Source organism: Dongia mobilis (genome assembly GCF_004363235.1).
GTDB lineage: Bacteria > Pseudomonadota > Alphaproteobacteria > Dongiales > Dongiaceae > Dongia > Dongia mobilis.
In genome coordinates, this window is record NZ_SNYW01000008.1 from 504,737 (window position 1) to 520,033 (window position 15,297).

The 15,297-nt window shown below is 64.6% G+C and carries 14 protein-coding genes; 9 read left to right on the forward strand and 5 right to left on the reverse strand.

What is annotated here, in order from left to right; translation table 11 throughout:
- Nucleotides 1-26 precede the first annotated feature (26 nt).
- Together proC and A8950_RS11140 are read left to right on the forward strand one after the other, a co-directional pair.
- Nucleotides 27-854 (forward strand): pyrroline-5-carboxylate reductase, encoded by an 828-nt coding sequence (gene proC / locus A8950_RS11135; protein ID WP_133613713.1) that lies wholly within the window; start codon nt 27-29, stop codon nt 852-854.
- Entirely contained in the window at nt 854-1,330 is a 477-nt protein-coding gene (locus tag A8950_RS11140; protein WP_133613714.1) for a YbaK/EbsC family protein, read from the forward strand. The genes proC and A8950_RS11140 overlap by 1 nt, the downstream gene beginning before the upstream one ends.
- Here A8950_RS11140 and A8950_RS11145 read toward each other — a convergent pair.
- The 3 genes from A8950_RS11145 to A8950_RS11155 form a co-directional block, all read right to left on the reverse strand.
- Nucleotides 1,327-3,645: a PAS domain S-box protein gene (locus tag A8950_RS11145; protein WP_133613715.1), complete on the reverse strand. Its 2,319-nt coding sequence runs from the start codon at nt 3,643-3,645 to the stop codon at nt 1,327-1,329. The two genes, A8950_RS11140 and A8950_RS11145, sit on opposite strands and share 4 nt — an antisense overlap.
- A 4-nt stretch (nt 3,646-3,649) precedes the next feature.
- Nucleotides 3,650-5,107 carry a PAS domain S-box protein gene (locus tag A8950_RS11150; protein ID WP_243735608.1) on the reverse strand — a complete coding sequence of 486 codons (1,458 nt, stop codon included), beginning with the start codon at nt 5,105-5,107 and terminating at the stop codon, nt 3,650-3,652.
- 163 nt (nt 5,108-5,270) lie between these two features.
- Nucleotides 5,271-6,692, reverse strand: coding sequence for an adenylate/guanylate cyclase domain-containing protein (locus tag A8950_RS11155; RefSeq protein ID WP_166645118.1), 1,422 nt, complete (start codon nt 6,690-6,692; stop codon nt 5,271-5,273).
- 303 nt (nt 6,693-6,995) lie between these two features.
- Between A8950_RS11155 and A8950_RS11160 the strand changes: the two genes are divergently transcribed.
- Complete coding sequence (locus A8950_RS11160) at nt 6,996-7,982, forward strand: AraC family transcriptional regulator (protein ID WP_133613717.1); 987 nt, start codon at nt 6,996-6,998, stop codon at nt 7,980-7,982.
- A gap of 7 nt (nt 7,983-7,989) precedes the next feature.
- On the opposite strand, the gene A8950_RS11165 is transcribed toward A8950_RS11160, so the two are convergent.
- Nucleotides 7,990-9,069 carry a magnesium transporter CorA family protein gene (locus tag A8950_RS11165; RefSeq protein ID WP_133613718.1) on the reverse strand — a complete coding sequence of 360 codons (1,080 nt, stop codon included), beginning with the start codon at nt 9,067-9,069 and terminating at the stop codon, nt 7,990-7,992.
- Nucleotides 9,070-9,434: 365 nt separating this feature from the next.
- Here A8950_RS11165 and A8950_RS11170 point away from each other — a divergent pair, with 365 nt between their 5' ends.
- A complete protein-coding gene (locus A8950_RS11170; RefSeq protein ID WP_133613719.1) occupies nt 9,435-10,160 on the forward strand; it encodes a hypothetical protein in 726 nt (241 codons plus the stop codon).
- A gap of 80 nt (nt 10,161-10,240) precedes the next feature.
- Here A8950_RS11170 and A8950_RS11175 read toward each other — a convergent pair whose 3' ends face one another.
- Nucleotides 10,241-10,924 carry a fumarylacetoacetate hydrolase family protein gene (locus A8950_RS11175; protein ID WP_133613720.1) on the reverse strand — a complete coding sequence of 228 codons (684 nt, stop codon included), beginning with the start codon at nt 10,922-10,924 and terminating at the stop codon, nt 10,241-10,243.
- Between the two features lie 154 nt (nt 10,925-11,078).
- Between A8950_RS11175 and A8950_RS11180 the strand changes: the two genes are divergently transcribed.
- The 5 genes from A8950_RS11180 (at nt 11,079) to A8950_RS11200 (ending at nt 15,281) form a co-directional block, all read left to right on the forward strand.
- Nucleotides 11,079-11,789 (forward strand): FadR/GntR family transcriptional regulator, encoded by a 711-nt coding sequence (locus A8950_RS11180; RefSeq protein WP_133613721.1) that lies wholly within the window; start codon nt 11,079-11,081, stop codon nt 11,787-11,789.
- 125 nt (nt 11,790-11,914) lie between these two features.
- Complete coding sequence (locus A8950_RS11185) at nt 11,915-12,889, forward strand: ABC transporter substrate-binding protein (protein WP_208109827.1); 975 nt, start codon at nt 11,915-11,917, stop codon at nt 12,887-12,889.
- Between the two features lie 82 nt (nt 12,890-12,971).
- Entirely contained in the window at nt 12,972-13,733 is a 762-nt protein-coding gene (locus A8950_RS11190) for an ABC transporter permease (protein WP_133613722.1), read from the forward strand.
- On the forward strand, nt 13,675-14,520 hold the full coding sequence (locus tag A8950_RS11195) for an ABC transporter ATP-binding protein (protein ID WP_208109828.1): 846 nt from the start codon (nt 13,675-13,677) through the stop codon (nt 14,518-14,520). The genes A8950_RS11190 and A8950_RS11195 overlap by 59 nt, the downstream gene beginning before the upstream one ends.
- A gap of 38 nt (nt 14,521-14,558) precedes the next feature.
- Nucleotides 14,559-15,281 (forward strand): ABC transporter permease, encoded by a 723-nt coding sequence (locus tag A8950_RS11200; RefSeq protein ID WP_208109829.1) that lies wholly within the window; start codon nt 14,559-14,561, stop codon nt 15,279-15,281.
- Nucleotides 15,282-15,297: the final 16 nt, after the last annotated feature.

Consider the following 15,297-nt stretch of genomic DNA (forward strand, 5'->3'; position numbering starts at 1 on the left):
CTGAACAAGAAGGGGCGGAAGCCGAGATGAGCAAACTGGAACTGCCGGGCAAACTGCTGCTGGTCGGCTGCGGCAAGATGGGTGGCGCGCTGCTGCGCGGCTGGCTGGCGCAGGGTGTGGCCGGCAGCGACGTTTTCGTGATTGACCCGGCGCCCAAGGGCCTCGACGACGTCGTGGCCCGGGGTGTCACGGTCTATACGCATTATGACGACATTCCGGACGGCCTAGGTCCGGCCCTGGTGCTTTTGGCGGTGAAGCCGCAATTCATGGACGAGGCCCTCGAGCATCTCGAGATGATGGCCCAGCCGGGCACCACCTTCCTCTCCATCGCCGCCGGCAAGCCGGTCGAATATTTCAAGAAATCGCTCGGCATGCAGGTGCATGTGGTGCGCGCCATGCCGAATACGCCGGCCGCCGTCGGCCGCGGCATGAGCGTCATCTATCGCGATCCCGCCGTGCCGGCCAACATCCTCGACCTCTGCGGGCAGTTGCTGGCAGCAGTTGGCGAGATCGCCTGGATCGAGGACGAGGCGCTGATGCATCAGGTGACCGCCGTCTCGGGCGGCGGTCCCGCCTATACCTTCCTGCTGATCGAAGCCTTGGCCGAAGCGGGCCGCGTCGCCGGCCTTCCCGCCGATCTCGCCATGCGGCTCGCGCGCGCCACCATCTGCGGCTCGGGCGAGCTCGCCCGGCAATCGCCCGAATCCGCTGCCGATCTCAGGCAGGCGGTGATGAGCCCCAAGGGTACCACCGAACAGGCGATCGCGGTCCTGACAGCGCCGGACGGCATCCAGCCCCTGATGAACCGCGCCATCGCGGCCGCGACGCATCGCTCGCGAGAGCTGGCCGGCTGATGGCAGATGGCAGTGTCGCCCGCGTCCGCGCCGCCCTCGAAGCGGCGGGTCTCGCTACCGAGATCCGGGAATTCGACGCCTCGACCCGCACCTCGGCCGATGCCGCCGCGGCGATCGGCTGCGAAATTGCCCAGATCGCCAAATCCCTGATCTTCAAGGGGGCGCAATCCGGCCGCGCCATCCTCATCGTGGCCTCGGGCGTCAACCGCGTCGACGAGGGCAGGGTGGCGCAGGCGCTGGGCGAGAAGATCGTCAAGGCCGATGCCGAATTCGTGCGCGCCGAGACTGGCTTTGCCATCGGCGGGGTCGCGCCCGTGGCCCATGCCGGGCCGGTCACGATCCTGGTCGATGCCGATCTGCTGGCCCATGCCGAGATCTGGGCGGCAGCTGGGGCGCCCAATGCCGTCTTCCGCCTGACGCCGGCGGAGCTTGTCCGTATCACCGGCGGCAAGGTCGCCGCCATTCGCAAGGACTAGGAATCGGCGCGGGGCAGGAAGACACGCACCTCGGTGCCGCGGCCGACCTCGCTCTCGATCTCGATCCGGCCCGACATGGCGCCTGCCAGCGACTTGCAGATGGCGAGGCCCAGGCCGACGCCGCCGACATCGCGCGTATAGGAATCGGATACCTGGACAAACGGCCGGAACACATCGGCGAGGCGCTCACGCGGGATGCCGCGGCCGGTGTCGCTGACCGACAGTTTCACTTCCCTATCATCGGCTGTGGCCGCCATCGTCACCGTGACCCGCCCGCCTGCCGGCGTGAATTTCAGCGCATTGGTGACCAGGTTGGAGGCGATCTGGCCGAGCGCATGCGAATCGGCGCGGGCGACCAGATCCGAGTCCAGCGCAGGGACCTCCAGTACGATGCCCCTCTGCTGTGCCAGGGCCACCAGCCCAGGGCCGATGGTGTGCCATGCTTGCGCGAATCGCAGAGGCGCGATGTCGAGGTCCTGCTTGCCGGATTCGATGCGCGACAGGTCGAGAATCGAATTGACGATGGTTAGCAACAGGGCGCCGCTTTCGTTGATATCGACGGCGTATTGCCGGTAGCGCTCATGGGCCAGCGGGCCGAAGATCTCGCGTCGCATCAGGTCCGAAAATCCGATGATCGCGTTGAGCGGCGTGCGCAGTTCATGACTCATCACGGCAAGGAAGCTGGACTTCGCCTTGTTGGCCGCCTCGGCATGCTCCAGCGCCAATTCACGCTCGCGCAGCAGGCGCTGCAGTTCCTCCTCGCGCGAATGCAGATCGCTCATGTCGCGGATGATCGCCGTCAGGGTGGTCTTGCCGCCGACCGAGACCTTGGAGATGGTGATGTCGAGCGGAATGATGCGGCCATCCGCGGTGATTCCGCGGATGTCGCGCCGGTCGCCAACCGCGCGGCTCCTGCCGTCGCTGATCATGTACCGGCGCAGCAGATCCTCGTGATGGTGCCGGGCTTCTGGCGGCAGCAACTGTTCGATCGAGCGGCCCAGCAGGTCACTCGCCCTCCATCCGAAAATGCGCTCGGCCTCGCGGTTGAAGCGCGTCACCTGAAAGCGGCTGTCGAGGGTCAGAATCCCGATCGGTGCCGTATCGAGGATTGCCTTCAGCCGGCTCTCGCTCTCGGTCAGCCGCTCCGAGGCACTCTGCAATTCCACCTCGGCATCCTTCAGCCTGGAGATATCCACCATGACGCCGCGCAGCAGTCGCGACCGGTTCTCGCGCGGGATGACCGAGACGCTTTCGTGGATCCAGACCGGTCGCCCGTCCGCAGCCCGCATGCGGTAGGTGCTGTCATAGGAACGGCCGGATGCAACCGCGCGTTCGTGGGTGGCGCGGGCGAGCGGCGCGTCTTCCGGAAATAGGTGGTTTTCCCAGAACAATGGCTCGGCCATCCAGACTGCCGCCGGGTAGCCGAGGATTCGCTCGACGCTGTCGCTGATGAAGGTGACCCGTTCCTTGTCGCTTTCCGCCTCCCAGACGATACCGTCGATGGTGTCGATGATATCGCGGTAGCTCTTCTCCGACGCCTGGTGCTGGGCTGCGATGTGCTTCTGTTCGGTCACGTCGCGCACGACGCCGACGATGCGGCGGCGGCGATCCGGCGGTTCGACGAAAGCGCGTCCGACCACGCGCAGCCAGCGCTGCTCGCCATTTGCCAGATTCTGCCGGAACTCGAGCTCGATCAAACGGTCGCTGCTGACCGCTTCCTCGAATGCGGCCGTGACCGCGGCACGATCCGGCTCGTGGATTTCGGCGATCAGTTCGCGAAAACCCTTGCGAATCGCCTGTCGCTGCAGGTCTGCGGACGGGCCGGCATGGGGCCGGTGCTCGATCTCGCCGGAAGTCGGGTCGATTTCCCAGGAGCCCATCTCTGCCGCCGCCAGGGCGAGGCGCAGGCGCTCTTCGCTCTCGCGCATGGCAAGATCGCTGCTGCGGCGCTCCAGCGCCATCTTGATTGTCGCATGCAGTTCCCGTTCCGAGAATGGCTTCAGCAGATAGCCATAGGGTCTGGTCGCCCGCGCCCGGTCCAGCGTCGATTCCTCGGCATAGGCAGTGAGGTAGATGACCGGCAGCATCATGTCCGGCGGGATGCGGCTGGCCGTCTCGATACCGTCGATCTCGCCTTCGATATGGATGTCCATCAGGACGATGTCGGGCCGCTTCCGGGCAATCTCGGCAAGTGCCGCCGCCCCCGAGGATACCACCACGGCGACGTCATAGCCCAGCTTCTGCAGGCGCTGGCGCAGATTGAGCGCGACGACCCCCTCGTCCTCCACGACCATGACCTTGGGCGACATGTTCATGGTATCACCCTACCACGACCGGGAAGGTCAGGTCGAAGCGGGTCGGGTTGCGCCGGTTGACCGAGATTTCGCCGTGCAGCTGCCGCGCCAGCATCTGCACCAGCGTCAACCCCAGGGTCGCGCTCTTGATTTCCTGACCGTCGCGCAGGCCGATGCCGTCGTCGCTGACCGACAGGGCGACCTCGTTGTCCCCGCTGCGGCGCGAGGCGACGTCGATCCGGCCGCGCATACCGCCCGGGAAGGCGTGCTTCAACGCATTGGCGATCAGTTCGTTGACGATGAGGCCGCACGGGATCGCCTGGTTGAGCGGCAGATGGACGTCGTCGACGGCGACGGACAGGGCGATGCGGTCCGATGCCGTGCTGTAGGAATCCATCAAAGTCGGCAGCAGGCTGTCGAGGAAATTCGCGAAATCGACCCGCGCGAAATCCTTGGACTGGTAGAGTGTCTGGTGAATGAGCGACATCGACCGGATGCGGTTCTGGCTGTCGCGCAACATGGCGATGACGGTGGGATCGTCGATCTGGCTGGATTGCAGGTCAAGCAGCGAGTGGATGATCTGGAGGTTGTTCTTTACCCGGTGGTGGACTTCCGAGAGTAGCACGTCCTTCTCGCGCAGCGCCTGGCGGATGCTTTCCTCCTTCTGCTTGCGGTCGGAGATATCGACAATGGCGGAGAGGATCATGGTGCCGTCCTCCGTCTCGATCGGGTTGAGCCCGATCTCGACCGGGAATTCGCTGCCATCCTTCCTGAGGCCGAAGAGGTCGCGGCCCTCACCCATCGGACGCGAAGCCGGCGCCGCAAAGAAGCCGTGGCGCAAAGCGGGGTGCTGCGAGCGGAACCGCTCCGGCACCAGGATCTCGATCGACTGGCCCAGTAACTCCGACCGGTCATAACCGAACACGCGCTCGGCCTCGGCATTGACCATCTCGATCCGACCCTGTTGGCTGATCATGACCATGGCATTGGGGGCTGCCTCGACCACGCGGCGGAAACGCTCGGCGGAGCGCCGGCGCTCGGTAATGTCGACGATGGCGGAGAGAATTTTCAGGCCCTGATCCGTCTCGATCGGATTGAGGCCGATCTCGACGGGAAATTCGCTGCCATCGCGGCGCATGCCGTAGAGCTCGCGGCCGGCACCCATGGGCCGCGAACGTGGATCGGTGGAGAATCCATTGCGCAGCTGCGGATGGTGTCCGCGGAACCGCGGCGGGATCAACATTTCGACCGAGCGGCCGATGAGCTCGTCGCGGCCATAGCCGAACAGCCGTTCGGACTGGGCGTTGACCAGTTCGATACGGCCCTCGGCGTCGACCATCACCAGGGCACTAGGCGAGGCTTCGACGATGCGGCGGAACTGCCGCTCGCTCTCGCTTACCAATGCCTCGGCGCCGGCGCGTCCCGCCGGTCCTGTCTCGCCTTCCGCAGCTTCGCCTGTTGAGTTATCGCGCTGCACCGTCACGATTGCGACAAGCTCCTCGTGTCGACCGGTCAGCCCCCGTCCGAACTCACCCTGTATCCCATCTCATAGAAAGTCGCCGGAACTGTCAAATGCGGGAGCCTTGCTTGGCGGCCATGGTTAGTCATCGCTGTGACAAGCTTCTTATCAGTCTGTCACAAAACCGCTACGGCACCGCAGGCCATACGTGAAGGCGGACAGGTTCTGTACGGCCGCGCAACAATGTCGGCCCAATATCGGTGAAGGCTGGCAGGTCCGGCGCCAGGGCACGGGCAGCGGCCAGGCAGGAATCCGAGACGGCGATGCGGCAGTCGAAATCGCGGGTCAGGCGTTCGATCCGTGCCGCCACATTGGCGGCGTCGCCGACCACGGTGAATTCGAGGCGCTGATCGACGCCGACATTGCCGACGACGGCGGGGCCGAAATGCAGGCCGATGCCAAGTGCCAGCGGGATTTCGCCGCGCTGCGCCCGCTTTTCGCACCAGCGATCCATCTCGCGATGCAGATCGATGGCACAGAGGACGGCCTGACGGGCTGCCTCGCCATGGCGGGCATCGGCAGACGCATTGCCAAGGGCGCCGAATGTCGCCATGAACCCGTCGCCGAGATATTTGTCGAGCGTGCCGCCATGGCGGAAGACGATCGCCGTGGCGCGCGCGTGGAAGCTTCGCAGCAGGGCCAGGACCCGTTCCGGTTCCAGCTTCTCCACCAATGTGGTGAACTCCCGAATATCCGCGAACATGACGGCGACGTGGCGTACCTGTGGCCGGCCGAAATCGGCAGCACCCGATCTGCCGGCCTGCGCCGCCAGCATCGCATCGGCGACATCGGGCGAGACATAGCGGCTGAGATCGGCGCGCGCGACTTCGGCCCTCACACGCCGCAGCAGCAGGCTGCGGGCGCGCCAGACCGATGCCGCCAGCAGGCCGGTGGCGATGGCAGTGAGGACGTTCTGGGTCAGCAGCGTCGTGATGCCGACATAGCGCGGGTCGAGGATCACCGCGAGGACCTCGGCCGGGGTCAGGTTTTCCGTCGATTCCTCGAAACGCACCGTGTCGGGAAGGTGGTAGAGGATGAACACGCCAGCCGACCAGACGGCGATGATGCAGAGGCCGGTCCAGATGACGTGGCCGGGGCGATAGGACAGGGCCGAGCCGATCAGCAGCAGGATCAAATAGAGGAACTCGACGAAGCGGATGCGCATCTGCACCGGCCAGTCGAAGGCAATGCGGTCCGGCGGCTGCATCATGATCGCCGCGGTGATCAGCACGACGTCGAACAGAATGAAGACGAGCCGCAACCGGTCGGCGTGACGCCAGCCTCGCGTCAAATGCGGCACCAGGCCCAGCAGGAAGAAGAGGCCGACCAGCGCGAGATAGTAGAAGACCCGTGGCGCGTCGACGATGAACGGCAGCCAGGCGGCAACAACAATCACGGCGATCGATCGCGCCGCAAAGGCGAAGGCCAATCCGGCCTGCTCCTCGGCGGCAATGGCGGCGGCGAGGCGTGTGTCGCCGGCGGTGCGGCTGGAAAACAGCTGCCGCCAACCGAAATGGGTCTGGTCTTGAACTCGCGATCGTCCCTTCATTTGTGCCTGGCTTCTTCCTTCCCCGGAGTTCTTCCTGCCCGTGACCACTTCCCGCCACTGTCCGGCTGGCGGCGTGATCCGCCGCCGGCCGGCCCAGACTTGATACGTCATTGCCCGGTCGTGGTGCTGCAGGATTACGGCAAAAACTTGTCCCGGCTGGATTGCAGGCGTCGCCCGGGTGCCGGGCGACCTGCCCTATTCTCGATATGTCTTGCCTAAAACTATGGATAGTCTGGAATCCTGTCCGTAAGAAACCTAATTTCTTAGCCTGTTCCCCCAGATCGACGAAATGAGGTCAGCCAGATGGCAAATGCGACCGCCACCCATTCTGCCCCGACCCGGCCGACGCCCGCGGGTTCCCGCCAGCGCCGCATGGTGGCGCTGATTTCGTACCTCGCGCCCAATCCTGGCATGTCGCCGGCCCCGCTGGAGGGCGTCAAATACCTGCACGCCAACCGGCCACTGCCGCGCAGCCCGGTCTTCTACGAGCCCAGCATCTGCATCCTGGCCCAGGGCCGCAAGCGCGGCTATCTCGGCGACGAGACTTTCGTCTATGACGCCCAGCAATACCTGGTTCTTTCCGTGCCGCTGCCGTTCGAGGTCGAGACCGAGGCGAGCGAGGCGGAACCGCTGCTGGGCCTGGCGCTCAATGTCGATCTCGCGGTCCTCGCCGAGATGCTGATGGCGATCGACCAGGCAGGGCATCACATGCCGGCGGCACCCAAGGGCATCTTCGCGACGCCGCTGGACGATGCGCTGGGTGATGCGGTGCTGCGCCTGCTCGAAATCCTGGCCGGGCCGGAAATCGAACGGCGGCTGCTCGGCCCGGGCATCCTGCGCGAGATCTATTACCGCGTGCTTACCGGTGCGCAGGGCGGGGCGCTGCGCGCGGCCCTTGCCCATCACAGCCAGTTCGGCAAGGTGGCTAAGGCGCTGCGCCGCATCCATCAGGAATTCGACGGCGATCTCGATGTCGCGGCCCTCGCCTCGGAGGCGGGCATGAGCCCGGCGGCGTTCCATGCCCATTTCAAGGCGGTGACGCAGACCTCGCCGATCCAGTACCTGAAGACCACGCGCCTGCACCGGGCTCGCCTCATCATGGTGCAGGAGGGGGCGAATGCGGCGGTGGCGGCGGTGCGGGTTGGCTATGAAAGCCCGTCTCAGTTCAGCCGCGAGTTCAAACGCCTGTTCGGCCGTTCGCCGGTCGAGGAGGCGCGCTTCATGAAGAACCTGCTGGCGGTGCCGCCGGTCATGCGCCGGACCGACCAGGCCTTTCCGACGGCACCCTGAGCGCAGCCTAGAGCCAGCCGCGCCGCCGGAAGTACCAGAAGGGCAGCACTGCCGACAGCACCATCAGCGCAATCGCGAAGGGATAGCCGAATCTCCAGCCCAGCTCCGGCATGAACTCGAAGTTCATGCCGTAGATGCTGGCGATCAGGGTTGGCGGCAGAAAGGCGACTGCCGCCACGGTGAAGATCTTGATGATAGCGTTCTGCTCGATATTGATCAGGCCCAGCGTCGCATCGAGCAGGAAATTGACCTTCCCGCCCAGGAAATTGGCATGGTCCGTGATCGAGGCGATGTCGCGGGTGAGCGTCTTCAGGCGCAGCTTGGTATCCTTCTTGAGATCGGCCTGGGCCGTCAGGAACAGGGTCAGGCGCGAGAGGCCCAGCAGCGAATCCCGCGCCTTGGTGCCGATGTCGCCGCAGCGCGCGACGCGAAACAGCACGTTCTGCAGGTCGGCGCCGGAATGCCGTGTTTCTGCCCCGCGGCGTTTTTTTCCGGTCTGGCGCGCGGGTGCGCGGAACACATCGCGCGAGACGCGTTCCATATCCGCGGCGGCAAGTTCCAGGATGTCGGCAAGGCGGTCGGCGATGCCTTCCAGGATGCCGAGCAGGATCATCTGCGGCGTTGCCGCGATGGCCGGGTCACGCTCGGCGCGCCGGCTGAAGGCGGCGAAGGGCAGCGGATCGATGAAGCGCACGGTGATCAGGCGATCCGGCAGCAGCACGAAGGTCGCGGCGCCGCTCTCCGGCACGTCGGTTGCCGCCCGGTGCAGGACCGGCGTCGTCATGAACAGGGCCCCGTGATCGGCATAGAGCCGGCTCGATGCCTCGATCTCGTGCATCTCCTCGCGGGTCGGAATCTCGATCGCAAAGACGCGCTCGATGGCGGCGATCTCGGCAGCGCTGGGCGAGGTCAGGTCGATCCACACTGCGTCGGCGGGCATGCTGGCGATCGCATCGGCGCCCTCGGCGGCCACATGGCTCGGCAATTGCTCGGCCGGGGCGCGGGCATCGCGGGCGGCGAGGTTGGGCGTGCCGGATACGACGGTTTTTTCGAAGGTCTGGCCGCTATGGCGATAGGCGGTGATCATGCTCGGTCCCCGTTGCTCGCGATCTCAAGTTGGGTGGTGCAATGGCTTGAGGCGGAACCGGGGGCGCGCAGGCCCTACCGGCTCAGGACGGCCCGCACACGGCGGCCGTCGCTGCTACTACTCGGCGGTTCGCACAGGGTGTGACGAAAATATGTCATGGTGCAATCGCGGGATCTGGAGGTGGCCAGCATAGGTTAACGGGGGCTTCTTTGAACCCTTTGCCGCCCCGAGTCAATCTGCCCGGTCGGCCCCGGCCTGCGCGGGTGAAAACGGCCGGCGGATATGCTTGTTCGCGGCGGCGCAGCCCCTATATCATTGCGATTGCAGCTCGGGTCGAAAGAACCACCGCGCGGGAGGGCAAGCCCATGGCCAAGGCCGCCAGGAAACCAGCCTCGAAAGGCCCCAGGAGCCGGGCCAAGTCGGAAAGCCGGCCCGGCCGTCGTGCCAATGCACGCTCAGGCGGCCGGTCTGCCGCCGCGCCGGCCGAGGCGCTGCAGGATGCCCTGCTTGATCTTTGCGCCAAGAACGGCTGGTGCGACCTTTCCCTGGCCGACATTGCCGAGGCGGCCGGGCTCGACCTCGCCACTGCCCATGCGATCTATGCCAGCAAGGCGGATCTGCTGGTCGGCCTGACCCGGGCAACCGATGCCGCCATCCTCGCTTCGCTGACGGGCGATCCGCTCGAGGGGACGCCGCGCGACCGCCTGTTCGACCTGCTGATGCGGCGCTTCGACCGCCTGCAGGCGCACCGCGCCGGTTATCTGACCCTGTTGCACGAATTGCCGCAGACGCCATTGGAGGCGGCGGCACTCGCCTGCCAGATGCGGCGTTCGCTGCGCCTCATGCTGGAATCGGCGGGGATCAGCGCCGCCGGCCTGAAGGGCGCGTTGCGTCTCAACGGCCTCCTGGCGATTCATCTTGCCGCCCTGCGCGTCTGGGCCGGTGATGACAGCGCCGACCTGGCCCGAACCATGGCCGAGATCGACCGGCGCCTCGGTCAGGCCGAGCGCCTCGACGAGGTGGTGCGGGGTGGCCTCAAGCGAGCCCGCGCGATGCGCCAGGAATTCCGGACGGCCAAGGCGGCGGAATAGCGGAACGGGCCAGTTGCGGCCTGGCTGCAATGGATCGGGGGCGCGAGGCGGGAACCTGCGCCTGACCCTTTCCTTCGGGCCTACACGACCTTGACGGTGAAGCCCTGCAGCCCCTCGATGCGGACCTCCATCCGGTCGCCCCGCGACACCGGGCCGACACCCGCGGGGGTGCCCGACAGGATGACGTCGCCCGCTGCCAGTTCGAAATACTCCGACAGATAGGCGATCATCTCCGGCACCTTCCAGATCATCTGGTTGATGTCACCCTGCTGCCGGACCTCGCCATTGACCGTGAGTTCGATCCGCCCGCGCTCGAGATGCCCGACCTTAGCCGCGGCATGCAGGAGACCGATCGGGCCGGAGCGTTCGAACGCCTTGCTGATCTCCCAGGGGCGCGCCAGCCTCTTGGCTTCGTTCTGCAGATCGCGCCGAGTCATGTCGAGCGCCGGGGCATAGCCCCAGACGTGCTCCAGGGCCCTGTCGACCGGAATGTTGACGCCGCCTGACCCAAGCGCCACGGCCAGTTCCACCTCGTGATGCACGTCGCCGGAATGCGGCGGATAGGGAAATTCGCCAGAGGCATCGAGATTGTTCGGGTTCTTCTGGAAGAAAAACGGCGGTTCCCGATCCGGGTCGCCACCCATCTCCACGGCATGGGCGGCGTAATTCCGACCAATGCAATAAACCCGGCGAACCGGGAACTTCCCGCCACCCCCGACCGGGATGGCGGCAACTGGTGGCGGCGAAACAACAAAATCGGTCATTGGAAAACCTTTCGATCCGGCGAAATTACCTGTTGTGGTATGCCAGCGAGACGCTAAGATCAACATCAATCAATTCGGATGTAGATCAGTTTTGAAAATCAATTCAGATTGATTTTGGGATTTGAGGGGAAAGGCAGCAACAGGTGACGCTGGCATGCTGATGAGACGAGAATCGCTGGAAGACGTGGAAGCCGTGTCTCGGCTGCGGGCCTATGTCGCCGAAAAGGGGCTGAAGCCGGGCGCCAGGCTGCCGGCGGAGCGCGAACTGACCGACCAGCTCGGCATGACCCGCAACACGTTGCGCAAGGCACTGGAATCGCTGGAGCGCGAAGGGGCGATCTGGCGCCATGTCGGCAAGGGCACCTTCATCTCCGCCCAGAGCGACGCCCCCGAACCGACCGGCGCCTTGCTCGGCGGCAATCTCCTGAACCGGATCAGCCAGCAGATTACGCCGTTCCGCATGATGCGCGCGCGCTTCACGATCGAACCCGCGCTTGCCAAGGAGGCGGCGATCAATGCGTCCAGCGGTGCCATCGGCAACATGATGGCCGCAATCGAGCGCATGCGCGCCGCGACAAGCTGGCAGGCCTATGAAATCCAGGACGACAACTTCCACCGGGCCATCGCCGAGGCCAGCGACAATCTGCTGCTGCTGACCCTGTTCGACCAGCTCAACCAGGTCCGCCGCGCGGTGGCATGGGGCAATGTCACGCGCCAGAGCGTGAAGCCGCCGGCGGATCATTCCAGCTTCCTGGAGCATGAAGGCATTGCCGCGGCGATCGGCGCACGCGACCCGCGTGCCGCCTATGAGGCGATGAGCAATCACCTGCATTCGGTGTCGAAGCGCCTGTTCGGTGGCGGCTGAGGCGCCGCCGGCAGGTCCCGCCGGGCGAGGTGCCAGGGGATACAGGGGCGCAAGGCCGAATTCGCGCAATGTCGAATTCGTTGGTTGAACAAGAAAATGCACAAGCAGTCCATTGGGAGGATGACATGAAACACCTGTTGAAGAGAGTGATGAGTTTCGCCAGCGTGACCGCGCTGGCGACCGGCCTGATGATGTCAGCGGCGCAGGCCGAGACGCTCAAGATCGCCCTGGCGGAAACCCCGTCTGACGAGATGGCTGCGTTCTTCGTGGCCCTGGACCGGGCCAAGGCCAATGGCCTGGACTATGAATGGACCGCCTTTGCCGACGAGGAACTGGCCATCCAGGCGGTCCTCAGCGGCCAGATGAACATCGGCTTTGGCACGCCCTATGCCATCATGCAGCGGTCGAAGGCGCCGATCCGGATCGTGTTTCAGCTTTCCAAGCTGAAATTCTTCCCGGTCACGACCAAGAAATACGCGACGCTGAAGGATATGAACGGCGAGCCCATCATGCTGCACTCGCGCGGTGGCGGTACCGATTCCATTGCCAACGTCATCGAGGAACGCGAGGGCATCAAGTTCGGCGAGCGGTCCTATGTGCCGGGTTCCGGCAATCGCGTCGCGGCGCTGCTGGCCGGCCAGGGCGAGGCGACCATCCTCGACATTTCCAACAAGAACAAGATCCTCAAGGAGGCGGGCGATCGATTCCATGTCCTGCCGATGTTCGATGTCGATGCCAGCGACGAAGCCCTGTTCGCCAATCTCGACTGGATCAAGTCGAACGAAGAGCAGGTCAATATCTTCGTGAAGGCCCTGGTCAGCGTCTGGCAGGACATGTCGAAGGATCCGACCATCATCAGCCGCGAAACCAACCCGGACGGCCCCATTGGGCAGCTGCCCAAGGAGGTCCTGGACGAGTTGGACGGGTTCTATGCGGAGGCCGTCGAGGGCGGGCTTTATGACCCCAATGGCGGCGGCCGGAAGGCGGCAAAGGCGGATATGGACTGGTATACCCGCGCCGGCCAGCTCGAGGGCGACCCGGCCACCCTCAACATCGACGACTTCTGGTACTTCGCGCCGCTCGACGCTGCGTTGAAGTAGGCAACTGGCGGCGGCCATCCGGCCCGGCGTTGGCCGGTCGCCGGATGGCCGCGGTCATTTCCGAATGGCAGGGCTTCTGCACATGAAACATCGATCACTGTTCCTCAAGCTCCTCTCTGCCCTGATCGTCTTCGGGGCATGGGAGATTGCGGGCAGAATTCCCGTCAGCTATGCATTCCCGACCTTTCTGGAGGCGATGCAGGCCCTCCTCGCCATGACGCTGGACGGCACGATCTTCGTCGCCTATGGCGAAACCCTTAAGCCGCTGGTGGTCGGCGTCGCGATCTCGGCCGTCTTCGGCATCGGCCTCGGCCTATGGATCGGGCTGAGCGAGCGCTTCGACTGGCTGTTCTCGCCGGTCTTCATCGTCATGCAGGCGGCACCGCTGGCCGCCCTCATCCCGCTGCTGGTGATGGCCTATGGAATCGGCCTGACATCAAAGGTCTTCGTCGTCTGCATCATGGCGATGCCGGTCATCGTCCTCAACACCAGCGGGGCGGTCCGCAATACGCCGTCATCGATGAAGGAAATGGCGACCTCGTTCCTGGCCAGCGACCGGGATGTGATCCTGAAGATCATCATTCCCGCCGCCTCGCCGGTAATCTTTTCCGGCTTGCGGCTCGGTATTTCAGCCGGGTTCATCGGCGCGATCCTGGCCGAACTCAAGATCACGCCCACCGGAGTCGGCGACATCATCACCTACAGCCGCTCGATCGCGGACTACCCCAGCATGTATGCGGCGATCTTCTCGATCATCGCGCTGGCTGTCATCTTTCTGAACGTGCTTGAGCGAGTCGAAAACTTCTTGTTTGCAGGAAACAATCGTGGCTATGCATCAGACTAACAGGTCATTCGATCATCTGCAGGAGATTGTGCCGCCAAGTGCGGTGTCCGTGCGCAATGTGTCCAAGAGATACAACGACGTCGAGGCGCTGCGCGACCTGTCGCTTGAATTCCCGCGCGGCCAGCTGACCTCTCTGCTCGGTCCGTCCGGATGCGGCAAGACCACGCTCCTGAAGATCATTGCCGGGCTGATCAAGGCCAATTCGGGCGACGTTGAGGTGAACGGCGTCAAGGTCGAGGGACCCGGTCCGGACCGTGCATTCGTGTTCCAGGATTTCGCCCTGCTGCCCTGGGCCAACGTGCTCCGCAACGTCGCCTTCGGCCTCGAGCTGCGGGGTGTTGCCAAATCCGAGCGCGAGGCCATCGCCGAGAAGTATATCAGGAATGTCGGCCTGACCGGGTTCGAGCGCAGCTATCCGCATGAATTGTCGGGCGGCATGCGCCAGCGCGTCGGCCTGGCCCGCGCCCTGGCGGTGGATGCGCAGGTGCTGCTGCTGGACGAGCCGTTCTCCGCGGTGGATGAACAGAACCGCCGCAAGTTCCAGGAGGACATGCTGGCCCTCGTGCAGAACGAAAAGAAGACCTTCATCTTCGTGACCCACTCGATCGAAGAAGCGGTCTATGTATCGGATCAGATAGCGGTGCTCCTGCCCCGGCCGAGTCGCGTCTCGGAAGTGATCCGGCCGACCAGCTTCCGCAACAAGGATGCGGTCAACATCCGCCGCGACCCGGAATATCTGGACATCATCGACCGGATCTGGGCGTCGCTGCGCAACTACGTGGAATAGAGGTCGAGATGACGGTTTTCGGTCTCAGGCTGCCAGGCATGTCGTCGCTCATCCTCTGGGCGCTGCTGTGGGAGGTCGTCGGTCGCAGCGGCCTGACCTTCTTCATACCGCCGATCTCCGAGGTCTTCCTGACGCTGTTCGGCATTATCGGGACGCCGGCTTTTACCAAGGCGCTGACCGAGACCGGCTATGCCTTCATCGGCGGTGTCGCCGCGTCGATCGTGATCGGCATCCCGGTGGGCATCCTGATCGGCAAGAACCGGCTGCTGGACGAGATGATCCTGCCCTGGGTCAACATTTTCCTCAGCGCGCCGTTGACGGCACTGGTGCCGGTCCTGATGGTTCTCTTCGGCTTCGGCATGACGTCGATCGTCATCACGACGACACTGTTCGCGATCTGGATCATCATCCTCAACACGCGGGCGGGGGTCATGCAGATCAACCGATCCATGGTCGAGATGGCACGCAGCTTCGGCGCCAAGCCGCTGGAGGCCTTCTTCAAGATCTACTTCTGGGCGGCCCTGCCCGAAATCCTTGGCGGCGTGCGGATCGGCGTCATTCGCGCCGTGAAAGGCGTCATCATCGGCCAGCTGCTGATCTCGATCGTGGGTTTTGGTGCGCTGTTCGAGCTCTATTCCTCGAACTTCCTTATGTCGCATTTCTGGGCCGTGCTGATCGTGCTGTTCGGCATGGCATTCTCGATCTCGGAATTCCTCGCCTATCTCGAACGTCGCGTGGCCTATTACGCGGCCAAGCGATGACGCTCGACAGCGAGGG